Source organism: Pseudoalteromonas sp. CuT4-3, assembly GCF_035666335.1.
GTDB classification, from domain to species: domain Bacteria; phylum Pseudomonadota; class Gammaproteobacteria; order Enterobacterales; family Alteromonadaceae; genus Pseudoalteromonas; species Pseudoalteromonas atlantica.
The window spans coordinates 403,636-429,593 of the sequence record NZ_CP142030.1; the positions used below are offsets into that span (position 1 = coordinate 403,636).

A 25,958-nucleotide genomic window follows, 5' to 3' on the forward strand; every position below is an offset into this window, starting at 1 on the left:
GAGTTTAGACTGCTAGTATATATTGATTAAAAAATGAATAATATTTTTTACTAAAAAAATTATAACTTGTTTATTATTAAAACAAAGGTCAAGTTGCAAACATGCTAAGTCAACTATTTCAAAAGCCATCCACTGCGATGGTCGGAATTGATATCGGATCGCACTCTATCAAAGCAGTGCTTTTAAGTGAAATTGAAACGGGATTTCGACTAGAAGCACTTGCAATTGAACCTATGCCAAAAGGCGCAATGAGCGAGCGCTCTATTCAGGATATTGAAGCAATTGGTAACATAATTACAAAATTAAAAAGAAAACTACCAAAATCTTTAAAATCAGCGGCAGTGGCTGTATCAGGGCAAACCGTTATCACTAAAGTTATTTTTATGGATGTTTCATTAAGCGACGCTGAATTAGAGTCACAAATTGAAATAGAAGCTGACAGCTTAATACCTTACCCCCTTGATGAAGTGAGTTTAGATTTTGAAAAGCTCTCTACCAACGAAGCCGATCCGAGTAAAATGAATGTGCTGTTATCTGCTGCGCGTACAGAAAGTGTTGAAGCCCGTGTGGGCGCACTAGAGGCGGCAAACTTAACCGCTAAAGTGGTTGATGTTGAAAGCTATGCGTTAAGTAGAGCAATGGATGTGTATTATCAGCAATTACCAAGTGACGCCTTTAATAAGTGTGTTGCGGTGGTAGATATTGGCGCTGTTTTAATGTTGGTGAGTGTTGTTCAAGCAGGTGAAACAATTTATACCCGTGACCAAGTGTTTGGTGGCGACCAATACACTAACAGCATTGTGTCTTACTATAACAAAGGCTTTGATGAGGCTGAAATAGGCAAAACAACGGGTGACTTACCCCCTAATTATACCTTTGAAGTGCTGGCACCGTTTCAAACATCATTATTGCAACAAGTGCGCCGTGCGGTACAAATGTTTTTAACAACCACAGGTAAAGATCAAGTAGATTATATTGTGCTAACCGGCGGTACATCGATGATTGACGGTTTAGATAGGTTGTTAATTGAAGAGCTCGGTATTCATGCTGTGGTTGCTGAACCATTTGCAAATATGGAAGTTTCGCCAAAAGTAGACAGAAATGTAATGCAGCGAAATAGAACGCAGTTTGCAATTGCTACTGGTTTGGCATTAAGGAGCTTTTCATCATGCCACATATAAATCTATTGCCGTGGCGAGAGCTACAGCGTGAAGAATCAAAAAAGAAATTTATAACAATTTTAGTGGCCGTTGCAGTATTCTGTTTTTTAAGTATGTATTTACTTAGCTCTTTTTATGCGGGTTTAAAAGATGGTCAAAATTTAAAAAATAATTATTTAAGCTCAGAAATCAGCATGCTTGATAAAAAAATCAGTGAAATAAGAGGTTTAGATAGAAAAAAAGAAAACTTACAACAACGTATGCATTTGATTGAAGAGCTACAAAGCAGCCGTAATTTAGGTACTCAAATTATGGATGAAGTAGCTAAAATTGTTCCTCAAGGCGTGTATTTAACTAAGCTTGAGCGCCGTGGTAGTCAAATTGATGTAGTAGGGCGCAGTGAATCAAACAATCGTTTATCTACTATGCTGCGTCAGGTGCAAGGCTCATATTTATTAGAAAGACCTACCATGCAAGGCATTGTGGCAGGCGATCAAACATCACGGTTACTCAGTGATTTTAATATGGAGTTTTACGTAAAACCATTTGATGAAATCGGTGAGGTAAGTGATGAACCTTGATTTAAAAGCCTTAAATGAAATAGATTGGAATGAAATTGAGCTCGACAACATTGGCGAGTGGCCCGTTGCAGTAAAAGCAATTTGTTGCTTATTTATAGCCGGTTTAGTGTTGTTTTTTAGTTACAGCCTATTGGTATCTGATGAAATAGACAGCTATCACAGCGCGGTAGCTAAAGAAGTAGAGCTACGCAGTACCTACAGAACAAAGTATGCCGTAGCCAGTAAGCTTGATATATACCGCCAGCAAATGGTTGAAATGGAAGATAAGTTTTCACAACTACTAAAGCGATTACCTACCTCAAATGAAACCCCAGGCCTGTTAGACGATTTATCTTATGTAGGTACTACTAGCGGTTTAACATTTTTGAAAATTGGCTGGTTACCTGAAGTCGAAAAAGAGTTTTATACTGAGCTGCCAATTAAAATTGAAGTAATAGGCACTTACCATGAATTTGGTGAATTTGTAGGAAAAGTAGCCCAATTACCACGAATTGTAAGTTTACACGACTTTTCGATTGTATCATCTGGCGAAAAGCAACTAACATTCAGTGTGGTAGCAAAAACATATCGTTATGAAGAAGGGGTTAAAAAGTGAGATTAGTCCCTTTATTATCATTGTCAGTTTTATTGTTGGCAGGTTGTAACGACGATACGTCTGAGCAAAAAGAATTTATTGACCAAGTTAAGGCAAGCACTACTGCTAAAGTAGAGGAAATACCTGAATTAACGCAGTTTGAACATTTTGAATATAATGCATCGCAGTTACGCAGCCCTTTTGTGGCTCCGCAGCCTGAAATTATTCAAAATAAACTAACGCAAGTTAAAAATTGTTTACACCCTGACCCTGATAGAGTGAGAGAGCCACTAGAAAAGTACCCGCTCGATAACTTATCAATGAAAGGTACATTAGGCTCTAACGGGCAAATGTGGGCACTGATCACCGCAGCGGATGAAACGCTGCATAGGGTAACGGTAAATAATTACTTAGGGACGTATGACGGTAAAGTTAAGTCTGTAAGTAGTGATTATGTAGAACTAGTTGAATTAATCCCTGATGGGTCGGGTTGTTGGAAAGAGCGGCTGACTAAATTGGAAATGTTAGAGGCGGCAAATAATGGCGCAAATTAATAATAAAAAAGGTAAAACACACATGCATAAGGATGTACTTTGGCATCATCGTTTTCAAACGATGTTATTTGTCATATTGGCTCTTTTTGTTGTAAAAACAGCCAGTGCAGCGCCGCTACTTTATGATGTACGTTATAACCCCTTGCTAAAAGGCGAGACAGAGTTACAACTTGTATTTGACGAAGAGCTAACACAACAACCTAAAATTCAAGTACACAACACACCAGCGCGCATAGAAATGCTATTTGATGGTGCAGAACTAGAACAGGGTCTTGAAAATGTGCCGGTCGATCACGCAGGTATTAACAGTGTAAGCAGCGTACTGACAGAGCAAGGCTTAAAAGTTACGGTAAATTTAGAGCGTTTAAAAATATACGAAACACAAGTTAATAATAACTTAGTGTCGTTGCGCGTATCTGATAACCCGCTTACTGAGCAAGCTTCTGATGAAAGCAGCAATAGTTATGATGCCTCAAGCGCTTATATTAATCGGATTCAATCTATTGATTTTCGCCGTGGTGAAAAAGGCGAAGCAAAAGTTTTAGTATTTTTACAAGACACGCAAGCTGCAATAGAAGTACATGAAAGTGGTGGAAAAATAATTGCAGAGTTTCATCACACAGATATTTTAGACGACTTACTGTATGAATTAGATGTGCTAGATTTTGGTACTGTAGTAAGTAGCATTGAAACCTTTAAAGAAGATAGCTTAAGCCGTGTAGTTATTGAGCCTAATGCTGCTTTTACCTTTACCTACCAGCAAATAGATAACATTTTAACGTTAACCATTGAAAAAGATGAAACGCAAAATGCCTATTTAGATGGCGGCAAGGAATATCAAGGTCGTCCAATGACCTTAAACTTCCAAGATATTTCGGTTAGAGCTGTACTGCAAATCATAGCGGGTTATAACGAGTTTAACTTAGTAACGAGTGACTCAGTAACCGGCAATATTACGCTTCGTTTAGATGGCGTTCCATGGGATCAAGCTTTAGATGTTGTACTACGTATTAAAGGCCTTGATAAGCGTATGGATGGCTCTATATTGATGGTTGCGCCAGCTGAAGAGCTCGCCGCTCGTGAAGCTAAAGATTTACTAGCAAAACAAAAGGTCGAGGATTTAGAGCCGCTTTACAGTGAGTATATTCGTTTAAACTACGCTAAAGCTGAAGATTTTGCGGATTTACTGAAAACCGACACTAACAGCATCATTTCTGCCCGAGGCAGTGTATCGGTTGACCAGCGTACCAATACATTACTTATCAAAGATTCAGCGAAGAGCATTGAGAGTATTCGCCGTATGATTGAAACACTCGATATTCCAGTGCAACAGGTTGTTATTGAATCACGTATGGTAACAGTGCGCGATAACGTCACAGAAGATTTAGGCGTGCGTTGGGGATTTAGTGATCAACAAGATAGCGATGGTATCTCTGGCTCGCTTGAAGGAGCTGAGTCTATCTCAAATGGCACTATTCCTGATTTATCAGACCGTCTTAATGTAAACCTACCCATTACTAACCCTGCGGCAAGTATTGGTTTACACATAGCTAAGTTGGCTAATGGCACTTTAATTGATTTAGAGCTAAGTGCTTTAGAAGAAGAAAATAAAGGTGAGATTATTGCGAGCCCGCGCATTACTGCAGCTAATCAGCAAAAAGCACGTATTGAGCAAGGTACTGAAATCCCCTATACCGAATCAGCCTCAAGTGGTGCTACTACTGTAAGCTTTAAAAAAGCGGTATTGAGCCTTGAGGTTACACCGCATATAACGCCTGATAACAAAGTTATTTTAGACTTAGTTATTACACAAGATACTCGTGGCGAAACGGTTCAAACCGGAACAGGTGAAGCGGTTTCGATAGACACTCAACAAATTGAAACACAAGTGCTGGTTGATAACGGCCAAACCGTTGTGCTGGGTGGTATTTTTCAGCAGCAAATAATTAATACCACAAATAAAGTACCTGTACTTGGTGATATTCCATATGTTGGACGCTTATTTAAGAGCACCAGCGAGTTTAATGAGAAACGTGAATTACTTATTTTCGTGACACCGAAAATACAAATAGACTAAAATTTAGTGGTTTTATGTTCGTCAACGAGTGTTTATTGATAATAATTGCTCGTTATATGGCTTTTTATTGTAATAGACTTGAAATACCCGGCCAATTACTGAGATAATCCCCTCCTTAATTTTGGGGCCAGGTCGTTAGGCGGGGTTTTATTTCAAATTTTAGAGTTCGTTTGTACTAAAAGATATGGCTGAGAAACGTAATATATTTCTAGTTGGCCCCATGGGGGCTGGCAAAAGCACGATTGGTCGTCACATCGCTGACCAATTACACCTTGAATTTGTCGATTCTGATCAAGAAATCGAACGCCGTACCGGTGCAGATATTGCCTGGGTGTTTGATCTTGAGGGTGAAGAAGGCTTTAGACTTCGTGAAGAATCTGTTATTGGCGACTTAACCGAAATGCAAGGTATTGTACTTGCAACCGGTGGTGGTTCAGTAATGAGTAAAGAAGTTCGAAACAAGCTTTCGGCTCGTGGTATCGTTGTATACCTAGAGACACCTATAGAAAAGCAAGTTGCACGCACGCAACGCGACAAGCGTCGCCCATTACTGCAAACTGAAGAAGCACCTCGTAATGTACTAGAGCGCTTAGCAGAAGAACGCGAGCCACTATACAAAGAAGTTGCCGATTTTGTTGTACGCACCGATGAGCAAAGCGCTAAAGTTGTTGCTAACCAAATCATCGAGAAATTAGATTTTTAAAAACCAATAATAAAGGAAATAACAAAGCATGCTTGAATTAACTGTTAATTTGGACGAGCGAAGTTATCCTATTTTTATTGGTCAATCTGCACTTCAAGATAATGGCCGCCTTGTTCACCACATTGGTGATTGTCGGCCTATCATTATCACTAACGACACAGTTGCGCCTTTATATTTACAAGGACTGCTTGATTCGTTAGCTGATCTAGACCCTCTTTCTTTTGTCATTCCCGATGGTGAGCAATACAAGTCGCTTGAATGGTTTGAGAAAATATCTGCTTTTTTATTGCAAAATAATTGCGGCCGAGACACATGCTTAATTGCACTAGGTGGCGGCGTTATTGGCGATTTAACAGGTTTCGTTGCTGCATGTTATCAGCGCGGTGTACCGTTTATTCAAATTCCGACCACGGTACTATCACAAGTTGACTCCTCTGTAGGGGGCAAAACAGCGGTAAATCACCCACTGGGTAAAAACATGATTGGGGCGTTTTATCAGCCGCAAGCGGTTTTTATTGATACTAATTCACTTCACACTTTACCGGCGCGCGAATTTGCAGCGGGTATGGCCGAAGTTATTAAGTATGGTTTAATTTACGATACCGAGCTATTTGCTTTTATTGAGCAAAATGTAGAAAAGCTACAGCAACTAGATGAAGCAAGTTTGCAGCATATTATTTATAGATGTTGTGAAATTAAAGCGCTTATCGTGGCGCAAGATGAAAAAGAAAATGGCCTTCGTGCATTACTCAACTTAGGGCATACCTTTGCGCATGCAATTGAAGCGCAAATGGGATACGGTGTATGGCTACATGGCGAGGCTGTTGCTACCGGAATGGTACTTGCTGCTAAATTAGCGCATACACGCGGTGACTTATCGCAAACTGAGGTAGATAGAATTGTAACGCTACTCAAGCTTTATAATTTACCGACTGAGATCCCAAGTGAAATGACTGCTGAGCAGTTTTTAATGCATATGCGTAAAGACAAAAAAAATAAAAAAGGCACTATCCGCTTTATTTTACCTACTCAATTTGGTCAATGCGCATTGGTAGATGACGTATCAGACGACCAAGTTAGAGCGTTAATCGAGCAATAATGCAGGCGCAAATTTTACCAAGCCGTGCGGCGTTGGTGGATAGAATCGCTCTGCAATTTGAATACGGGCAAAACTTAATTGTATTACTAGGCACCTCTGGCCTAGGCAAAAGTTATATGCTCGAAACCTTCATCACCGACAAATACAACAGTTTTAATAAAGCATTTGTACAAGTAAGTGCCAGTGTAAATGATGTATCACTGATGAGTGATATATTAGAGCAAAGCTTTAACTCTCCGCTGATTGACCACGATTTATCGTTAAGTGAAAACTTTTACCAATTGTTGCAGCAGCAGCCGTGTGAGGCTTGTTTGTGGGTGCTCGATAATGCAAGGCACCTATCTGAAGAGCTATTACAGGAGTTAGAGTTACTTGCCAAAAACAGCCCTGTAACGCTTTATATCATGCTAGCTTCGCAATCAAAGCTAGCTATTAATAATGCCGTTGAAATTTACTTAGAGCCTTTATCTGCACATGAATCTAAACAGCTGATGAGCTGGTATTTTCCTAATTTACCGTACGATGAAGACCCTGTATTTAGTGCATTTTTAAATGAAGCGAAAGGCAACCCCAGCTTATTATTAGCGTGGCAACCAACGGAGCATGTGGCTGATATTGTAAAAAAAGATAAAGTGTCGTGGCGAGTACACTTAATCTCGTTGTTAATTATAATTATGCTACTTATCATTGGGTTGCTGTATAAAAATGACATGACCCAGTGGTGGCAAACGTACTATCAAAATCAACAAAGCCAGGACATAGATACCGCTATTCCTGCTTCTAAAATTACCGCTATCCCAAGCGCGGATAAAGAAGTCAGTAATGACAATTCTGATATATCAAAAGCGGATTTGCCTTTAGAGGCGGTCAGCAATAAATCACAAGTGAATGTAGCGCCCCATAAAAACGATGTGCCGGCGATAATGCAAAGCCTAACGCGTGAGGCTCAACAAAGCGCTCAGAGTGAGCAAAGTGAACAAAGCGAGGGGTTACCACAAAGCTCAAACACTCCTGAAACTATTGAGCCAATTGAAAGTGACGATAAAGAAAGCCCGCAGCCTAAAACCTCAAATAACGTATCAGATAACGCTTGGTATTTAGCTCAGCCAGATAATAATACAACTGTGCAGCTGCTAGCTGTTACACAGGAAAAAATCACCCGTGAGTTTATTATTCAACATAATTTAAGCCAGCGCGCTAAGGTTTACCAAACTAAGCGAAATAATAAAGTGTGGTGGGTGGTTACCATTGGCAGTTATGCATCACTCGCTGATGCTAAAAGTGCGTTGTCTGCCTTGTCGAGTGCGCTTAGAAAGAACAAGCCTTTTTATAAAAAAATCAGCAAAATAAAACAAGAAATTGCACGACTTGATCAGTAAACTGACTCACTTTAGTGTAAAATCGCGCTACAGCAGATTGAAGTTAAGAACCAATGCAACAAAAGAGTAGAGCCTTCCTAAAATGGGCTGGTGGTAAATACAGCCTAGTTGAAGATATTAATGCACGTTTATCTCAAGCCAGCAAACACGCTGAAACCTTGGTAGAACCTTTTGTAGGTGCAGGCTCGGTATTTTTAAATAGTAATTTTAAACACTATTTACTCAACGACATCAATGCTGATTTAATTAACTTATACAAAGAGCTCAAGCGCTCGCCTGATGAGTTTATAAGTGACTCTAAAAAACTATTTGTTGATTTAAATAACCACCCAGACGCTTACTACGAATACCGTGTACAGTTTAATAAAAGCAATGATGTATATGAGCGCGCAATGCTCTTTTTATACATGAATCGCCATGGTTACAATGGGCTGTGTAGGTATAATCTCAAAGGCATTTTTAACGTGCCATTTGGTAAATATAAAAAGCCTTATTTTCCTGAAAAAGAAATGTACTTTTTTGCCGAAAAAGCACAAAAAGCCACATTTACCTGCCTAAGCTACGATGATGTGTTTAAGCTTGTGCCAAACAATGCGGTTATTTATTGCGATCCGCCTTATGTGCCGCTAAGTAAAACAGCGTCGTTTACCTCTTATGCTAAAGGCGGGTTTAATTTAGACGATCAAGCAAACTTGGCAAACTTAGCCGAGCAAGCCGCGTTTGAAAACAATACGCCAGTGCTTATATCTAACCACGATACCGTGTGGACGCGAAAAATTTATAGTCAAGCTACACTTGGTAAAATTCAGGTAAAACGTACTATCAGCCCTAAAGGTGGATCACGCAACAAGGTCGACGAGTTAATGGCTATGTATTTAGCACCCAAGCAACCACTGCGTAAATTGTCACTACAAAAATAACAAAAAACAGCACAGCTAAAGCAATAATAAAAAGAGGGGAGTGTTGTTGGAAGTCGGCTTGGCGTTTGTGCTCTGATTGCACACCAAAAAATGCTGCTAGCACACTTTGCAACGCGCTAATAAAGTGCAGCATTATTTAAAATAGAGGTTTTATTGAAGGCGTATTCTTAGCGTCTTCTGAGCTAGTTAATAGCTCTAATAAATCTAAATAATGAAACTGCGCACTGCGGCTATCGCCTGTTAGCCACGAAAACCACGATGAGTCTTCTTCTACTTTCGCACACGTTAAGGTATTTGAAGCGTTTTTACTACTTGCCTGATGCTGACAATTGCTAACTAAGCTTAAATCTTGCTCAGAACTTGGCGCAAAACTAAATGCCCCAATAAATAATAATGCCGACGCAATTAAGATCCCTGTTTTAAATGCACGCATAATATTAGCCTAAAATTAAGTTACTCCTTTAATAATAACAAAAGCTGTATAAATAACAAACTAATATTTATCTGTAATAGCTAAGGCCTGTTGAAACTTACGAGTTAAAGTGTGTTCTCAAGCTAAGAGTTTTTAAATCGCGCCCCGAAGTTTGTAATCGAGTGGGCACAATAACTGCTCTTGCGTTAATCTAATAGCTTACATCATGTAAGCAAAGCTTGTGTGTCCTACTCACGGCCTTGCCAAAAATTAAACACGCTGCCCAAAACTCAAGCATTAAAGCTCAACACGCCCTAAAGCTTTTTATAAATAAATACTTATATATTTAAATCGATATTTTTAGTTATGCCTAATTTACAGTGTATTACTTGGGAAACCTTAGCATTTACGGTACATTAAGGCATACTTTACTGATTGACGGATTACTATGTTAAACCCTGAACAAAAATACTTAATTGCGCCTTCTATTTTGTCAGCCGATTTTGCAAAATTAGGCGAAGATGTGGATAAAGTACTCGCTGCAGGCGCTGATGTAGTACATTTTGATGTCATGGACAATCACTACGTGCCTAACCTCACTATTGGGCCTATGGTGTGTAAAGCGCTTAGAGATTACGGTGTAACAGCCCCTATAGATGTGCACCTAATGGTAAAACCAGTCGACAGTATAATTCCTTTGTTTGCAGAGGCCGGCGCATCAATAATTACTTTTCACCCTGAGGCCAGCGAGCATATAGACCGCACCATACAGCTCATTAAAGACCATGGTTGTAAAGCAGGCTTAGTATTTAACCCTGCCACTAGCCTTAGCTACCTCGATCACGTTATTGATAAGCTAGATACTATTTTATTAATGTCGGTAAACCCAGGCTTTGGCGGCCAAAGCTTTATTCCCCACACCCTTGAAAAACTAGCTCAAGCTAAGCAGCGTATAGTTGCGTCGGGTCGTGATATTCGCCTAGAAGTAGATGGTGGTATTAAGGTTGATAACATAGCGGCAGCAGCGCAAGCAGGTGCCGATATGTTTGTAGCAGGGTCTGCTATTTTTAATGAGCCTGATTACAAGGTTGTTATTGATCAAATGCGTGAGCAGTTAGGAAACGTAAAGTAATGAAATATGATGTAGCTTTGTTCGACCTTGACGGCACACTTGTTGATAGCGTTTACGATTTATACCTAGCAGTAAACTTAACACTGAGTGATTTAGCGTTTCCTATTGTTAGCCAAAGCTTGGTTGAAAGCTGGATAGGCAACGGTATTGAAATCCTAGTCAAGCGTGCACTCAGCGGCGATATGCAAATTAGCGAACATTTAGATGAAGCGCTTAGTGCAAAAGCCATTGCCTTATTTTACCAACATTATGAGCAGCTAGTGGGCAAGTATAGTGTGTTGTATCAGCATGTAGAAACAGGGCTCAGTGCTTTGCGGGGCATGCCAAAAGCACTTGTTACTAATAAGGCGCGTCTATTTACCGAGCTACTGCTTGATAAGCTTTCCCTTACCAGTCACTTTGAAGTGATAGTGTGTGGAGACGATATGGCTAAAAAGCCTTCACCAGTGCCTTTACTGTATGCATGTAAAAAGCTGAATGTTGAGCCGAGTAAGGCTATTATGATTGGCGATTCAAAAAGCGATATATTGGCAGCACATGCCGCTAAAATTGATGTAATAGCGGTGGATTATGGTTATAACCAAGGCGAAAATCTTGAGGATTATAATCCACAGTACCTATGCGATAACTTCTTAGATATAATATCAACACTAACACAGCGTTAAAATTTTTAATTAACTAAACAGTAAAGGAAAATCATGAGTAAACCAGTAGTTTTAAGTGGCATTCAGCCAACCGGTGGTATGACAATAGGCAACTATGTTGGCGCTATTAACCAGTGGCTAAAGCTACAGGAAGACCACGAAAGTTTCTTTATGCTTGTTGATTTACACGCGATTACTGTTCGCCAAGAGCCTGAACTTCTTCGCTCTCGCGTATTAGATGGTATAGCGTTATACGCGGCATGTGGCATAGACCCTGAAAAATCGGCCTTATTTGTACAGTCGCAAGTGCCAGAACACGCGCAGTTAGCATGGGTGCTAAATTGTTATGCGCAAATGGGCGAGCTTAACCGCATGACCCAGTTTAAAGACAAGTCATCTAAGCATGCTAACAATGTAAACGTCGGTTTATTTTCGTACCCAGTATTGCAAGCAGCGGATATTTTATTATACCAAGCTGACCAAGTACCGGTAGGGGATGACCAAAAGCAGCACTTAGAGCTAACGCGTGATATAGCTACACGCTTTAATAATTTATACGGTGACGTATTTAAGTTACCTGAGCCATATATTCCCGAATTTGGCGCACGTGTAATGAGCCTTCAGGATCCGCTCAAAAAAATGTCTAAGTCTGACGAAAACCCTAATGGCTACATCATGCTATTAGATGAGCCTAAAAAGATTGAGAAGAAGCTTAAAAAAGCAGTAACCGATTCAGACGAGCAAGCGCGTATTTACTTTGACCGTACTGAAAAGCCAGGCGTTTCTAATTTACTTACTTTATTAAGCGTAGCCACTAAGCGCTCAATTGAAGACTTAGTGCCAGAGTATGAAGATAAAATGTATGGCCACCTGAAAAAAGACACAGCCGATGCAGTTGTTAGCATGATTGAGCCAATCCAAGCACGTTTTAAAGAGATCAGAGAAGATCAAAACCTACTTGATAGCATCATGAAATCAGGCGCAGAAAAAGCCAGTGTACGTGCAGAAAAAACACTTAAATCGGTTTACGATGCACTAGGGTTTATTCCTCGTACATAAATTAGTATAAGCAAATAAAAATGCCGCTAAATTTAGCGGCATTTTTTATAACTTCTAATACTTCATTCATCACTTAAAAAAGCTATAATTTATTAGCTAGTGGACTTAAACGCAGGCGATTCGCAGGCTTTTACAATAAAAGAATAGCCATAAGGCATAGTTTCATTTGGCGTAATCTCTACTATTTCGTAATCGTTCAACTCTACCACTTTGCTATTTTTGGCTTTTTTACACCTTGAGTATTCATCCGCTTCGTAATTAAATGCAAACATCGCTATAAGGTGTTTACTACGCCCAAAATAACCTTCAGTAGCAACAAATGAACTTGCAGATTCGGCGAATTCATTTATTTCTTCTGCTTTTGGCGAGCTGGGTTGAGTTTTTGTTTCCTGTTTAGCCAGCCTTTCATTTAGGTTGACCATAGCATGCCCCTTCACTTCAGGAGAGTCACTAGCCAGCTCTCTTCCAAAATAGAAACCGTTTTCTATATCTGATAGAAATGTTGCTTCATCCCTATCGTCCAATAAAGGATAGAGGGTACTTAAAGTTATGAAGGCTAATATTAATCTAATAGATGCGGTAAGTAAGGGAGAGTAGCTTTGACTTATATATTTAATGCTTTGCGATCCAAATGGCTTTATAAGTAACAGCATTATGATATAAAAGGGTAAAATAAATTGAAATATTAGTAATGTACAGAGTGTAATTCCTAATGCCCAAATGGGTAAATATATCAAAGTTGCAAAATTGTGTGTGTAGCTCATGTTTGCAGCTGATACGTGAGTTACATCGTTAACAATACTGCTTGCATTTGCCAAAACAAAATTAGCAATGGTTGCATAAAAAACCAAAATTAAAGCTTTGCCTGCTAAAGAGTGCCATAGTTTATTAAACTTTGGCCAAAATTCAATTACCAAGGCAGTCATTGTCAAAAGCGCGCAAAATGACCAGGATTTAAAGAAAATCACAGATATAAGCGCTGCTAAGTAAAGCTTTTGCGCGGTGCTAAGGCTAAACCATATGGGTTTAATATGCTTATCAATATCAGCTTTAAGAGGCTGCAATTTTTTTTGCAGCTGTTTAAATAGCCTACTTGCTCGCCATTTTATAATTTTATAACGCCTTAACACCGACTTTCCTTATCGTATGAGGTAATAAACCCCAGTTAGTTTAATAGGGGTTTTAGGTAATGCCCAGTATGCGAGCGTTCACATTCGGCTACTTCTTCGGGCGTACCTGCAATGAGTATTTCACCGCCGCCAGCGCCCCCTTCAGGGCCTAAATCAACCACCCAGTCTGCGGTTTTAACCACATCTAAGTTATGCTCAATTACCACAATGGTATTACCATGATCGCGCAGGCGATGTAATACCACAAGTAGCTGTTCAATATCGGCAAAGTGAAGGCCGGTTGTTGGCTCATCAAGTATATACAGTGTTTTACCTGTATCGCGTTTAGAAAGCTCACGAGCCAGTTTTACACGTTGTGCTTCACCACCAGAGAGCGTGGTAGCAGCTTGCCCTAGGCGAATATACGATAAACCAACGTCCATTAGCGTTTTAAGTTTACGCGCTATTGCAGGTATTTTGTCAAAGTAGTCGTGCGCGTCTTCAACGGTCATTTCGAGCACTTGGTGAATGTTTTTACCTTTGTATTGTACTTCTAAGGTTTCGCGGTTATAGCGCGCGCCCTTACATACATCACACGGTACATATACATCAGGTAAAAAGTGCATTTCTACTTTAATTACACCATCCCCTTGGCATGCTTCACAGCGCCCGCCTTTCACGTTAAAGCTAAAGCGACCTACTTTATAGCCGCGAGAGCGGGCTTCTTGTGTCCCTGCAAATAACTCACGAATACCGGTAAAAATACCTGTGTAGGTTGCAGGGTTTGAGCGCGGTGTGCGACCAATTGGGCTTTGGTCAATATCAATCACTTTGTCAAAATGATCAAGGCCACTAATTGATTTGTAAGGCGCGGCTTCTGCTGTGGTCGCGCCATTAAGCTCAGTATGCGCAAGCTTAAAGAGTGTATCGTTAATGAGCGTTGATTTACCTGAGCCCGATACCCCTGTAATACAGGTTAATAAGCCAAATGGAATTTTTAAATCTACATTTTTTAGGTTATTCCCTGTTGCGCCAAATAGCTCAAGCCATTTTTCGCTGGTTGGGTTACGCTCTTGTGGCACTTCTATTTTGCGCACGCCTGATAAAAACTGGCCAGTTACCGAGTCTTTAGTGGCTAAAATATCGTCACGTGTACCTTGTGCAATAATATGTCCGCCGTGCACTCCCGCGCCTGGGCCAATATCAATAATGTGATCGGCTGCGCGAATCGCATCTTCATCATGCTCAACTACAATCACGGTGTTACCTAAGTCGCGTAAATGCACCAATGTTTGTAATAAACGGTCGTTATCGCGCTGGTGTAAACCAATTGATGGTTCATCCAGTACGTACATTACACCTACAAGGCCTGCACCTATTTGGCTGGCTAAACGAATACGCTGGGCTTCACCACCTGAGAGGGTATCGGCACTGCGCTCAAGCGATAAGTAATTAAGGCCTACATTAATTAAAAACGATAAGCGGTCACGAATTTCTTTCAGGATTTTTTCAGCTATTTGGGCTTTTTGGCCTGTTAGTGATAGCCCTTCAAAAAAGTCCATCGCTTCGCCAATACTCATAGTCGTAATAGCAGGTAGGTTTGTTTGACCTATAAATACGTGGCGTGCTTCTTGGCGCAAACGCGAGCCATGACAACTAGGGCACGCTTGGCTAGTTTGATATTTAGCGAGCTCTTCACGCACCGAGTTTGACTCAGTTTCGCGATAGCGACGGTTCATGTTGTTTAACACGCCTTCAAACTCGTGGTTGCGTGTTATTAAATCGCCTCTGTCGTTACGGTAGTTAAAGGCTATTTTTGTTTGCCCTGAGCCTTCTAAAATAATTTTTTGCGATTCTTTAGCCAGCTTTTCAAATGGCACATCTAAATCAAAGTTATAGTGCTCGGCGACCGCCTGTAGCATTTGAAAATAATAAAAGCTGCGTTTATCCCAGCCTTTAATAGCACCACCGGCAAGGCTGAGCTCTGGGTTATGTACCACACGGTTAGGATCAAAGTATTGGCGTACGCCTAAACCATCACAGCTTTGACACGCACCGGCAGGGTTATTAAACGAAAATAAGCGCGGTTCTAATTCGGTCATTGCGTAGCCACAGGTAGGGCAGGCAAAATTTGCTGAAAACAGCATTTCTTCTATCGTGCTGTCGTCCATGTAGGCTACATTTGCCACACCGCCAGACATCTCAAGTGCGGTTTCGAACGACTCTGCTAAACGCTGCTGTTGGCCATCTTTTACTTTAAAGCGGTCAACAACCACTTCAATAGTGTGTTTTTTATGAAGCTCAAGTGTTGGCGGATCTGATAAGTCGCATACTTCACCATCTATACGAGCGCGAATGTAGCCTTGGCTTGCAAGTTGCTCAAGTAATTTAACGTGCTCACCTTTACGATCTTTAACCACTGGCGCTAAAAGCATCAGCTTAGTGCCCTCTGGCAGTGCTAAAACGGTATCAACCATTTGGCTAATTGTTTGTGCTGCAAGTGGTAAGTCGTGGGTTGGGCATCGTGGTTCGCCCACGCGGGCAAACATTAAACGCAAGTAATCGTATATTTCGGTAATGGTACCCACTGTTGAGCGAGGATTGTGCGATGTAGATTTTTGCTCAATAGAAATGGCGGGAGAGAGGCCTTCAATATGATCAACGTCGGGCTTTTCCATTAACGATAAAAATTGCCTTGCGTAGGCAGAAAGTGACTCAACATAACGACGCTGTCCTTCTGCATATAAAGTATCAAATGCCAGTGATGACTTTCCCGAACCAGATAGGCCTGTGATAACAATTAATTTATCACGTGGGATGGTTAGGCTGATGTCTTTTAAATTGTGCGTACGGGCGCCTCGGACTTCAATGTTTTCCATGCTATCTCGTTTATTACCAAAATTATTTGTCCAGTATCGCATAATACGAAACATTATTAATCAATGATCAACGAAAAAATCCTTACTTATAGGCGATTAATTATTGCCAAGCTTGTGGTAGAATCCCAGCCTAAATTTTTAATATCGTAAGAATACGCAGATAATGACCGCATCTTCACTTAATTCACGAGAAAAGCGCGCCGCTGTATCGCTGGCGAGTGTGTTTGCATTTAGAATGCTCGGCTTGTTTATGCTGATGCCTGTATTGGCTATTTATGGCCAATCGCTTGATGGTTTTTCGCCTATGTGGATAGGATTTGCTATTGGCGCGTATGGCTTAACGCAAGCGGTACTGCAAATTCCTATGGGGCGTTTGTCAGATAAAATAGGCCGTAAAAAAGTAATTGTTGGTGGCTTAGTTGTGTTTGCGTTGGGCTCTGTTATTGCAGCCTTTGCTGAATCTATTCAAATGGTTACAGTGGGCCGTGCACTACAAGGTATGGGCGCTATAGCCAGTGCGCTGCTTGCTTTTGCCAGCGACTTAAGCCGCGACGAACAGCGCCCTAAAGTAATGGCGGTGATTGGTATGAGCATAGGGATGAGCTTTGCTTTTGCTATGTTACTTGGGCCTATTGTTGCCGCGTCGTGGGGTGTAGCGGGAGTATTTTGGTTAACTGCAATCCTTGCCGTGTTCGGTATTGGTATTATTTTATTTTTAGTGCCCAACGCAGTAAACAAAGCGCCAAAAGGCGATACCTTGGCAAGCTTTAGTGATATTAAAAAGCTTATTAAGCATCCGCAATTATCGCGCTTAAATGCAGGTGTATTACTGCTACATTTAACGCTAACCACTATTTTTGTGGTACTACCTAGCCAACTAATAAAAGATGGCTTAGTGGCAAACCACCATTGGTATTTATATATTCCGGTATTGCTGTTAGCGTTTATTTTAATGGTCCCTATTATGATTGTTGCCATTAAAAAAGAAAAAGAAAAACAGGCGTTTATTGGCTCAGTAGCACTGCTTTCTATTAGTATGCTTGCTATGTCTATTTGGGTGAATAGCGTGGTTGGCATTGCCATTTGTATGCTGCTTTATTTTGTAGCATTTAATTTTTTAGAAGCCACTATGCCTGCGCTTGTATCGCGTATTGCGCCCGCTAGCCAAAAAGGTTCTGCTATGGGTGGGTATTCGTCTAGCCAGTTTTTGGGGGCTTTTTTAGGTGGTATTTTAGGGGGTTATGTTGCCCAAACTACAAGTACGCAAGCTGTGTTTGCGGCAGCAGCACTTGTTGGGTTAATATGGCTTATTATTGCGTGGAAAATGCAAGTCCCACCGAAAAGTAAAGTTATTAGTTTAATGACCAATTTAAGTTCTGAAGAGCAAGCTCAAGCACTTGCTTCTCAGCTAGTTGCTTTACCTGGCGTAATAGAAGCAACAGTAGTACGCGACGAAAGCCGCAGCTATTTAAAGATTAATGATAAAGAATTTGACCTAGACCAAGCACGTAAAGTAGCTGGTTTAATCTAACGTTTATAGGAGATGGTTCCATGGCACGCGGTGTGAACAAAGTAATTTTGGTTGGTAATTTAGGACAAGATCCTGAAGTTCGTTACATGCCTAATGGCAATGGTGTAGCAAATATTACCTTAGCAACGTCAGACAGCTATAAAGACAAAAACACTGGCCAAATGGTTGATAAAACTGAATGGCACCGTGTAGTATTTTTTGGCAAGCTAGCTGAAATTGTTGGTGAGTACTGCCGTAAAGGCTCGCAAATTTACGTTGAAGGTAAACTTCAAACACGTAAATGGACCGACCAACAAGGCCAAGAAAAATACACAACAGAAATCGTTGTTGATGGCTTTACGGGTCAAATGCAAATGCTAGGTGCTCGCGGTGGCGATCACCAAGGTGGTGGTTATCAAGGTAATCAAGGCGGCCAACAAGGTGGCGGTTACCAAAATAATCAACAAGGCGGTGGCTATGGTCAAAACAACCAAGCTCAAAACAGCCAGCAAGGTGGCTATGCACCACAACAACAAGCTGCACCAGCACAACGCCCAGCTGCAGCACCTGCTCCACAGCAAAATAACCAATACCAACAATCAAACAACAGTGGCTTTGCTCCTGGGCAAAGTAATGCGCCACAGCAGCAAGGTGGTTTTGCACCTAAGCCGCAAAACGCCCCTCAGGGCGGTGCATCAAATCCTATGGAACCAACAATAGATTTTGATGACGACATTCCGTTTTAACCAAAGACAAAAAAACAAATGTTGAAAAATAATATTAAAAGCCGCTATTTAGCGGCTTTTTTGTAACTACACGTTGTCTTGTCCTGAAATGTGTTTACACATTTAGGACTTATTTTATGAAAACCACTAAAACTAAAGACGTTAAGCGTACTCAGCGAGATTATACATTAGGCTTTAAATTATCTATTGTTGAGCAAGTAGAAAAAGGCGACTTCACCTATAAACAAGCGCAAAGTCATTACGGCATTCAAGGCCGCAGTACCGTTCTGGTATGGCTGCGAAAACATGGTAAATTAGATTGGTCTAAACCAACTTATATAGCCAACATGCCTAAATCGAAAGAAACCCCAGCACAAAAAATTAAACGTTTAGAGCGCGAGATAGAAGAGTTACGCCTAAAGGATTTAATCAAAGATGAAATGATTAATATTATGGATGAAGAATATGGAGCGGGCTTGCGAAAAAAGTACATATCCGAGCTATCACGCGCGCAAAAGAAAACCATCAAATAAAGCTTACTCCGTTATGCCGTGCATATGGCATAACGCGACAAGGTTACTATCAAGCTATGCGCAGAATAGATGCTCGGAATAAAGAATTGGAGCCAGTCAAAGAATTAGTGATGTACTGGCGGCAATTCATGCCTCGTATTGGTGGGAAGAAACTTTATCTGATGATAAAGCCAGACCTGCAAGAGCGTGGCATTAAACTAGGTCGTGATTGTTTTTTTGATTATTTGAGAGAGCATGACTTTCTTGTAAAACCAAAGAAAAATTACACTAAAACAACAAACAGTAACCATTGGATGCGCAAGCATCCCAATTTACTAAAGGAATACATGCCTACTGCGGCCGAGGAAGTCTTCGTTAGTAACATTACATACGTAAAGTCAGCGCAAGGCGTGCATTACCTATCGTTAGTCACTGATGCTTACAGTCGAAAAATAATGGGTTATGAGCTGAGTGATGAAATGAAAGCAACCGATGTAGCCAAAGCATTAGAAATGACAATTAAGCAACGCGTATATAAATGTGATGCCATTCATCATTCAGATAGAGGTTTACAATATTGCTCTGAAGTATATCAAAATGCGCTATTAAAAGAGGGCATTAGACCATCGATGACCGATGGGTATGACTGTTATCAAAACGCATTAGCAGAGCGTATTAACGGGATATTAAAGCAAGAGTTTTTACTGTATAAATGTCGCAATATGGCAGAGTTAAAACAGCTCGTTGAAGAATCGATATTTATATACAATGAAATGCGACCGCACTTAAGTTTGGATATGAAAACACCAAATCAAGTGCATAAAAAAGACCTGGCGCTTTCGCACCAAGTCTTTCATTAAAACCGTCAACCTATTTCAGGACGGGACACGTTTTAGCACAAAAGGCGCTGTTTCTACCTACCTTTTAATACTTTAAGGTCACTCAAAACGCGCTATTAGCGCCTTTTTATAGGCTAAAAATTAAATGGCACATATAACTAAAAAGCAGCCTGAGTAAGTGACTAACTGAGCAACTGGATCGGGGCGAACAAAATATTCATGTAACAGCGCCCCAATTAACGTACCCGCCAATAAAACATACGCAACATAGGTAAACAGTGCTTTTTGCTTTTCATTTTTAATAAACAAAAGAGCAAGCATCATTAAACCCACTACCAACTCCAGTAAACCCACGCTATACATATAAATTTTAGCGTTAACGGGCAGTACCTGCGCAAAGTAGCTAAAGGTTTTAACGCTTACTTGCGCTGCTAATAATTTTGGCAGGGCAAACTGAAACATAAAAAGCGCGCTGGCTAAATTTAAAAGGTTACTAAATAAGTTTTTCATGAAAGCTTATTGCCTTAATAAAGCAGCCGTAAGGTAATAAACGCCACGGCTGCAATTTAAATGGTTACACAACAGTGCCGCGAATAGGGTAGTTATTTTGCTCTTTAATAAACTTTAGGCCTCTTACAACCACGTCTAACTCAGGGCGTAAATACGGGGCATTAGAAATATTTACTGCTTGCAATATCCCTTGCTCATTTACGACAAAAATAGCGGGCTCTGCAAAGTTGTGGTCGGTTTCTTGCTCAGAGCGAGGTGAGGAAATATACAGCCCAAGTTGTTTCATTTGCTGCTGTGTTAAACCATAAGCTATAGGAAAGCTAACCGAGAGCGTGTCCATGCATTGTGTTAGCTGTGCGCGGTTATCTGCAGAAACAGCACAAACGCTTACGCCAAGTTCCTTTAATGCGGGTAATTGCGCTTCTAGTAAATTTAAGTAACGCATACAAAGCGGGCAGTGCTTGCCTCTGTATACCACGAGAATTTGCCACTCGGCGCCACCGTGCGGCTTACTTAGATCTGCGGTTGTCCCATCGAGCAAGTGTGCAGTAACTGTTGGAAATGAATTACCGGCTATTAATTTAAATGACTCTGACATAAAAACCTCTTTTATACTGATTGTGAATGATTTTTTTTAACAAATAAGTACAGCGCAGTGAGTGCACATAAGCTGATACAGCTAATAAAAATATTGCGAGTGCCTCCGGGGATATATTCAACAAACGATGTTAAAAATTGCCCAGAAAAAACAGCCATTGTGAAATAAGAGAGGTTACGACCGCGAACAGAGGCTGCGCTACGCTCTACGGTCATATGGTTTAATAGTGGGATGCTAAAACCAAAGCCAATACCGCTAAACACAGCGCCTATTACCAATAACGCTGTACCCGTTTGTAAAAAGAAAGCAAATGATGCCCCATAGCCTATAAATGCCAACGCAGGTACTTTTTGCTCGCCCATTTTTTTAGTTAACTGAGGCATAAAATGTGCCCCCACAACAGCCACTAACGAGATGAAAGAGAGTAAAAACCCTACTTGTTCTTCATTATAATTTTGCGCATGCATTGTGCTGGGTAGTAAAACAATTGCGCTAAAAAACGTGACCATTGCAAGCACAGCCAGCGAATACACATGCTTAAGAGATAAGCCTTTATTTGATATTATGTGCTCTTGTGTTGCTTGTACCTCTTGTGCCTCTTGTGCTTGAGGGTGATTACGCGGCACAAAAAGTAGTAACATGGCTAAAAATACCCAAGAAATAAGGTACAACGATAATGGTAAAGCCCAATGCTGCACAGCAAGTAGGCCACCTATAAATAGAAATATAACGCCACCTAGCTCTATTGCCATGCCTTGCTTAGCAAGCATGCCTAGGCGCGCTTTACCAAAGTACCACTGTGATATTAAAACGGTACATCCGGCCATAACAATTGAGGTAACACCGCCAAGTAAAATACGGTTAGCAAAAACCAACAGCGGCCCTTGTAACTAATACACGCTTGCACCTAAAAAGCCGTATAAAAATAAGCCAATAATTAATGAACGGTAAGCGCCATATTTATCAATTAATTTACCTGCAATAGGCGCAAATATAACAGCCCCTAAAGCCGGTAAGGTCACTAAAAATACCGCACTGTCAGCAACATTTAGGGCTGTTGATATACTGATTAAACCAGGTGCAACCAATGCACCCACCATGATTGTTAAGCAAGCTATACACAGCAAAGTGTAGCTTCCTGCGTTATTGAGTTTATTCATAAGTATTCTCTGTTTTTAAATGGGGCAACTAAGGGGTACTTATGCTTAGTTGCAAGGAGTTAATGGCGGTTATTTTTTTGCGAGAGAGTTAAAAGCAGCGCTGATGGTAATTAACACTACACTAAGGACGACTACGCCAGGCCACTGGTACAAAGCAAAGGCTTTCACACCAATAATTGAGCCAAAGGCGCCGCCTAAGTAGTAGCCGAGCATGTAAACACCATTAATACGGCTTTGTGCGCTTGGGTCTATGCTAAATACGCGGACTTGATTGGCTACTTGTGCGCTAAAAATAGCGAAGTCGATTAAAATAATACCGATAATTAGGGCTATTAGGTTTCCTAAAAAAACGCCTGTAATAGCAAAACCAATTGCGGCAAGTGTGAGTACTATCATGACTAATTTTTTAGAGCCCAGCGCATTGACCCACTTACCCGAAGACTTAGCCCCTATTATGCCAGCTAATGCGATGATGCCAAATAATCCGGCCTCTTGGGCACTGTAGTTAAAAGGTGCATCACTGACATAAATAGCTAAAGTAGCCCATAGTACATTAAAAGCAGCAAACCAAAGCGCGCCAGTTAAAGTAAACACTTGTAGTGGTTTGTGCAGTTTAAATAACGCCACTGTACTTTTAAGTAGCGGCCAGTAACGTAAGCTAGTTTGTGGTTTATTTAGGGGTAAAAAGAGCCTAAGTAGTACACCAAATAGCGCAGCTAATATTGCAGACATAACAAATACGCCACGCCAACCAAAGTGTTCTCCTACAAAACCGCTTAACGTGCGTGAAAGTAAAATACCAATGGTTAGACCCATCATTAAGGTGCCCAATGGCGCCCCTTTATTTTCAGCAGATACAAGTGATGCCGCAAAAGGGATTAATTGCTGGGTAATGTTGGCACTTACCCCTATTAAAAATACCGACATTAATAACAGCGGTAAGTTAGGTGTAAATACGGCAAAACTACATGCAATAACCAGTAAGCCCGATAAAATGCTTATTAAGCGACGACGCGCAATAGAATCCCCCAGCGGCGAAATAAACAATAGGGCAAAAGCGTAACCAAATTGAGTAAATGCGGGAATGCTACCAAGTTGTGAATCCGTTAAATTAAACTCGTTACCAATCAGGGGTAAAATTGGCTGGCTGTAATATAGGTTTGCAGCGGTTGCTGCAATGGCGGTTGTCATCAACAATAAAATAAAGCGACTTAACGAGGCGCTTTGCGTTACCCGGGTCATTTTGCTCTCCAACATTAAAAGGTAGGCGAATGATAGAGGGAGATGCTTGATGTTAGAAATGTTTAAATTTGATGGAATCTATACAAATAACGTATAGTTGCTGTTATACCTCTCATACAGAGCAAATTTGAGTAGTACATGGATATAAAAATATTAAAAAGTTTTATTGCAGTGGCTAAGCACTTGAGCTTTTCCGAAGCGGCTCAAGAGCTACATACTGTTCAGCCCGCTATAAGTTGCCATATTTCTTCGTTAGAAGAGCAGCTAGGTGTTAGCTTGTTTATCCGTAACTCTCGGGAAGTGTCGATCACGCAAGCGGGAGAGCAGTTAGTTAAAGATGCCACGGCAATTTTAGCGCTTACAGAGCGGGCTAAAAATAAGGTTAAACTGGTCGATAGCGGGCAGTTAGGCTCGCTGAGTATTGCGTATTTAAGCTCTGCATGTTTAACATTTTTGGCCAAATTAATCCGAACGTATAAGTCGCAGTTTCCTAATGTTCACGTTACCTTGCTAGAAATGACCGCGACCGAGCAAATAGAGGCCCTTAAAAACGAACGGGTAGATGTCGCGTTTTCTCGGCCGTTACCAAGCACCATAGCCGATGAGTTTATAAGTGAAACTATGTATGTTGACCGACTCGTAGCGGTGGTCAACAAAAATCATCCCTTTGCATCGGTGCAAACTATTGATATGAAAACCCTTAAAAATGAGCCGTTTATTCTTTTTAATCGCGACGAAGCCTTAGGGTTGTTTGATGAAATTATTACTCGTTGCAAGCGCGCTGGCTTTTCACCTAACATTATTAGTCAGCCAAGGCATATGCAAACCTTAGTAACAGAGGTTGCCGCTGGTTTAGGGTTAGCTATAGCGCCTTATTGTGTAAGTAAATTATATAGCGAGGGTTGCCATTTTATAGAGTTAGAAAAGGTCGACACACAAATTTATTTGCAGCTGCAATACAAGCAAATTAACAGCAGTGCTACCACGCAAGCGTTTGTAGAAATGGCACTTAATGCCCAAGCAGAAATTCAGCTTAGCATGCGTAATTGAGTTGGCTTTATAAAAGCGCTTTTAGCTAACTTATGCGCCGCAATAATTAGCGAGGCGTAAATGCGAAAAAACGCAAATACACCTTTGTAATTTACATCTCATTTAATTGATTTGTAACTAATTAACATCTACTCTAGTGGTACTAATCACTTCAAGCAACTATGAGAAACATGAAAGCCATTATTTTATTTTTATTTCTTGTTTTTCAATTTGCCAGTTTGCCGGTAAGCGCTCAACCGGATTCTAAAATTACCAATGTCTTATTTATCAATTCTACCAACCAACATATGCCTTGGCATAAAAGTGTTGAAGAGGGCTTAAATAGCGAGCTATCAACACGAACTTTTGACTATGAGCTTTTTGTTGAAAACATTGATGTAGGGCGCTTTGATGAGGCCACTCAAACGCAATTAATGAGCGACTACCTTAAGCAAAAATATAAAAATAAGCACATAGATATAATTGTCACGCAATCCCCCTCAGCTGCCACGTTAATATCGCAATTGAATGATTTTTTTACTAGCACACCAAAAATTTATTTAGAACCTGGCGAACAGTTTAGGCTACCGGCAAACACTAATAATGCCTCAATGCAGGCTAAGTTAGACTACAAGCAAGCAACCGCCAGCGCGGTTAATTTAATGAAACCTAAAAAGCTCATAGTCATCTTAGATACTAAAAATGAAATAGGTATAAACTTTTATACGGGGCTGTTTAATATTATCAGCCAAGATTTCTCGTATTTAGAAGTTGAGCAATGGTTTGATCTTCCTGCTGCAGAACTGATGACAAAAGTAAAAAATGCGCCTTCAGACGCCATTATTTTATTTACCCCTATATTTAGAAATTACGAAAATAAGTCGATTAGCCCGTATCAGCTCGTCAACTTGCTCGCTCAGCACAGTAACGCCCCCATTTTTAGCTACTGGGAAGTTTTATTGGGCTCAGGTGTCGTGGGTGGTTATGTTTTATCAGGTGAGAAAATAGGTAAACGCGTGGGTGAAGCTATTATTTCTTACAGTGAAAATAACGTGTTACCTACTATAAGCGATGAAAATTTAAGTGTTCATAAATACGATTGGCGACAGCTAAAAAAATATAATGTTGCCCCGCAAAGCCTGCCAGAAAAATCGATTATTGCTTATTACAAGCCGAGTTACTTTGAACAAAATAAAGTGTTAATTTACAGCGCCGCCATTACTATTTTTGTATTGAGCGCTTTTTTAGTGTTTGTATTACGATTAAACCGCCGCCGCATTCAGCTTGTAAACGCGCTTGATGAAGAAAAACTACGACTTGAATCGCGTGTAGAACAACGCACTAAAGAGCTATTACAAGCTAAAGATGAAGCAGAGCAACTTACCTCGTCAAAATCTGAATTTTTAGCCAATATGAGTCACGAGATCAGAACCCCAATGAGTGGCATTATAGGGCTGACAAATATTTTATTGGGCAAAAACTTACCTGAAGAAGACAAACAATATTTAGAAAAAATATAGTACTCGTCAGATCAATTACTTGTGGTTATTA

The 25,958-nt window shown here is 40.5% G+C and carries 26 protein-coding genes; 17 read left to right on the forward strand and 9 right to left on the reverse strand.

The genetic code is table 11. The features are described 5' to 3' along the window. The first annotated feature begins 101 nt into the window (after positions 1–101). The 9 genes from VOI46_RS01780 to VOI46_RS01820 all read left to right on the forward strand — a co-directional run bounded on the left by VOI46_RS01780 (position 102) and on the right by VOI46_RS01820 (position 9,047). Positions 102–1,181, forward strand: a complete 1,080-nt coding sequence (locus tag VOI46_RS01780; protein WP_004589345.1) for a pilus assembly protein PilM — start codon at positions 102–104, stop codon at positions 1,179–1,181. Further along, positions 1,169–1,741: a PilN domain-containing protein gene (locus tag VOI46_RS01785; protein WP_004589346.1), complete on the forward strand. Its 573-nt coding sequence runs from the start codon at positions 1,169–1,171 to the stop codon at positions 1,739–1,741. The genes VOI46_RS01780 and VOI46_RS01785 overlap by 13 nt, the downstream gene beginning before the upstream one ends. Further along, positions 1,731–2,336, forward strand: a complete 606-nt coding sequence (locus VOI46_RS01790; RefSeq protein ID WP_004589347.1) for a type 4a pilus biogenesis protein PilO — start codon at positions 1,731–1,733, stop codon at positions 2,334–2,336. Before VOI46_RS01785 ends, VOI46_RS01790 begins: the two co-directional genes overlap by 11 nt. After that, the gene (locus tag VOI46_RS01795; protein ID WP_004589348.1) at positions 2,333–2,869 is read left to right on the forward strand and encodes a pilus assembly protein PilP; all 537 of its coding nucleotides are present in this window, start codon (positions 2,333–2,335) and stop codon (positions 2,867–2,869) included. The genes VOI46_RS01790 and VOI46_RS01795 overlap by 4 nt, the downstream gene beginning before the upstream one ends. Beyond that, positions 2,856–4,946 (forward strand): type IV pilus secretin PilQ family protein, encoded by a 2,091-nt coding sequence (locus VOI46_RS01800; protein WP_004589349.1) that lies wholly within the window; start codon positions 2,856–2,858, stop codon positions 4,944–4,946. The genes VOI46_RS01795 and VOI46_RS01800 overlap by 14 nt, the downstream gene beginning before the upstream one ends. Before the next feature lie 184 nt (positions 4,947–5,130). Continuing rightward, positions 5,131–5,649, forward strand: a complete 519-nt coding sequence (gene aroK / locus VOI46_RS01805) for a shikimate kinase AroK (RefSeq protein WP_004589350.1) — start codon at positions 5,131–5,133, stop codon at positions 5,647–5,649. Positions 5,650–5,677: 28 nt separating this feature from the next. After that, positions 5,678–6,748, forward strand: coding sequence for a 3-dehydroquinate synthase (gene aroB / locus VOI46_RS01810; protein ID WP_024032528.1), 1,071 nt, complete (start codon positions 5,678–5,680; stop codon positions 6,746–6,748). Then, positions 6,748–8,127 (forward strand): AAA family ATPase, encoded by a 1,380-nt coding sequence (locus VOI46_RS01815; protein ID WP_096738982.1) that lies wholly within the window; start codon positions 6,748–6,750, stop codon positions 8,125–8,127. Before aroB ends, VOI46_RS01815 begins: the two co-directional genes overlap by 1 nt. Positions 8,128–8,180: 53 nt before the next feature. After that, positions 8,181–9,047: a Dam family site-specific DNA-(adenine-N6)-methyltransferase gene (locus VOI46_RS01820; RefSeq protein WP_004589353.1), complete on the forward strand. Its 867-nt coding sequence runs from the start codon at positions 8,181–8,183 to the stop codon at positions 9,045–9,047. On the opposite strand, the gene VOI46_RS01825 is transcribed toward VOI46_RS01820, so the two are convergent. Next, positions 8,995–9,180, reverse strand: a complete 186-nt coding sequence (locus VOI46_RS01825; protein WP_024032525.1) for a DUF2970 domain-containing protein — start codon at positions 9,178–9,180, stop codon at positions 8,995–8,997. The two genes, VOI46_RS01820 and VOI46_RS01825, sit on opposite strands and share 53 nt — an antisense overlap. A 3-nt stretch (positions 9,181–9,183) precedes the next feature. Then, positions 9,184–9,480 (reverse strand): hypothetical protein, encoded by a 297-nt coding sequence (locus VOI46_RS01830; RefSeq protein WP_029771857.1) that lies wholly within the window; start codon positions 9,478–9,480, stop codon positions 9,184–9,186. A gap of 427 nt (positions 9,481–9,907) precedes the next feature. Here VOI46_RS01830 and rpe point away from each other — a divergent pair, with 427 nt between their 5' ends. Genes rpe through trpS form a run of 3 tightly spaced genes read left to right on the forward strand, consistent with a single transcriptional unit; the run spans position 9,908 to position 12,294 of the window. Further along, positions 9,908–10,591 (forward strand): ribulose-phosphate 3-epimerase, encoded by a 684-nt coding sequence (gene rpe / locus VOI46_RS01835; protein WP_029771856.1) that lies wholly within the window; start codon positions 9,908–9,910, stop codon positions 10,589–10,591. Beyond that, complete coding sequence (locus VOI46_RS01840; protein ID WP_324738130.1) at positions 10,591–11,256, forward strand: phosphoglycolate phosphatase; 666 nt, start codon at positions 10,591–10,593, stop codon at positions 11,254–11,256. The genes rpe and VOI46_RS01840 overlap by 1 nt, the downstream gene beginning before the upstream one ends. Before the next feature lie 33 nt (positions 11,257–11,289). Then, positions 11,290–12,294 (forward strand): tryptophan--tRNA ligase, encoded by a 1,005-nt coding sequence (trpS, locus tag VOI46_RS01845; protein WP_029771853.1) that lies wholly within the window; start codon positions 11,290–11,292, stop codon positions 12,292–12,294. A 92-nt stretch (positions 12,295–12,386) separates the two neighbouring features. Here the strand turns inward: trpS and VOI46_RS01850 are convergent, their stop codons facing one another. Next, positions 12,387–13,424 (reverse strand): hypothetical protein, encoded by a 1,038-nt coding sequence (locus VOI46_RS01850; RefSeq protein ID WP_324738131.1) that lies wholly within the window; start codon positions 13,422–13,424, stop codon positions 12,387–12,389. 35 nt (positions 13,425–13,459) lie between these two features. Next, the gene (uvrA, locus tag VOI46_RS01855; protein ID WP_324738132.1) at positions 13,460–16,282 is read right to left on the reverse strand and encodes an excinuclease ABC subunit UvrA; all 2,823 of its coding nucleotides are present in this window, start codon (positions 16,280–16,282) and stop codon (positions 13,460–13,462) included. Between the two features lie 163 nt (positions 16,283–16,445). On the opposite strand from uvrA, the gene VOI46_RS01860 reads away from it, so the two are divergent. The 3 genes from VOI46_RS01860 to VOI46_RS01870 all read left to right on the forward strand — a co-directional run bounded on the left by VOI46_RS01860 (position 16,446) and on the right by VOI46_RS01870 (position 19,889). Then, positions 16,446–17,813 (forward strand): MFS transporter, encoded by a 1,368-nt coding sequence (locus tag VOI46_RS01860; RefSeq protein ID WP_324738133.1) that lies wholly within the window; start codon positions 16,446–16,448, stop codon positions 17,811–17,813. Positions 17,814–17,833: 20 nt separating this feature from the next. Next, positions 17,834–18,538, forward strand: a complete 705-nt coding sequence (gene ssb / locus VOI46_RS01865) for a single-stranded DNA-binding protein (RefSeq protein ID WP_004589361.1) — start codon at positions 17,834–17,836, stop codon at positions 18,536–18,538. Between the two features lie 116 nt (positions 18,539–18,654). Beyond that, a protein-coding gene (locus tag VOI46_RS01870; RefSeq protein ID WP_324738134.1) for an IS3 family transposase occupies positions 18,655–19,889 on the forward strand; the annotation gives its coding sequence in 2 pieces (ribosomal slippage) (positions 18,655–19,006 and positions 19,006–19,889; 1,236 coding nt in all). 120 nt (positions 19,890–20,009) lie between these two features. On the opposite strand, the gene VOI46_RS01875 is transcribed toward VOI46_RS01870, so the two are convergent. From VOI46_RS01875 to VOI46_RS01895, 5 genes are all read right to left on the reverse strand, one after another. Then, complete coding sequence (locus VOI46_RS01875) at positions 20,010–20,378, reverse strand: hypothetical protein (protein ID WP_004585731.1); 369 nt, start codon at positions 20,376–20,378, stop codon at positions 20,010–20,012. 64 nt (positions 20,379–20,442) lie between these two features. Then, a complete protein-coding gene (locus VOI46_RS01880) occupies positions 20,443–20,976 on the reverse strand; it encodes a redoxin domain-containing protein (protein WP_004585732.1) in 534 nt (177 codons plus the stop codon). Positions 20,977–20,987: 11 nt separating this feature from the next. Then, positions 20,988–21,851: an MFS transporter gene (locus VOI46_RS01885; RefSeq protein ID WP_232423951.1), complete on the reverse strand. Its 864-nt coding sequence runs from the start codon at positions 21,849–21,851 to the stop codon at positions 20,988–20,990. A gap of 15 nt (positions 21,852–21,866) precedes the next feature. Continuing rightward, positions 21,867–22,136 (reverse strand): hypothetical protein, encoded by a 270-nt coding sequence (locus VOI46_RS01890; RefSeq protein ID WP_232423952.1) that lies wholly within the window; start codon positions 22,134–22,136, stop codon positions 21,867–21,869. Positions 22,137–22,205: 69 nt separating this feature from the next. Then, on the reverse strand, positions 22,206–23,378 hold the full coding sequence (locus VOI46_RS01895) for an MFS transporter (RefSeq protein ID WP_004585733.1): 1,173 nt from the start codon (positions 23,376–23,378) through the stop codon (positions 22,206–22,208). A gap of 138 nt (positions 23,379–23,516) precedes the next feature. Between VOI46_RS01895 and VOI46_RS01900 the strand changes: the two genes are divergently transcribed. Both VOI46_RS01900 and VOI46_RS01905 read left to right on the forward strand, forming a co-directional pair. Beyond that, a complete protein-coding gene (locus VOI46_RS01900) occupies positions 23,517–24,428 on the forward strand; it encodes a LysR family transcriptional regulator (protein WP_004585734.1) in 912 nt (303 codons plus the stop codon). Between the two features lie 170 nt (positions 24,429–24,598). After that, positions 24,599–25,927, forward strand: a complete 1,329-nt coding sequence (locus VOI46_RS01905; RefSeq protein ID WP_004585735.1) for a histidine kinase dimerization/phospho-acceptor domain-containing protein — start codon at positions 24,599–24,601, stop codon at positions 25,925–25,927. Positions 25,928–25,958 lie beyond the last annotated feature (31 nt).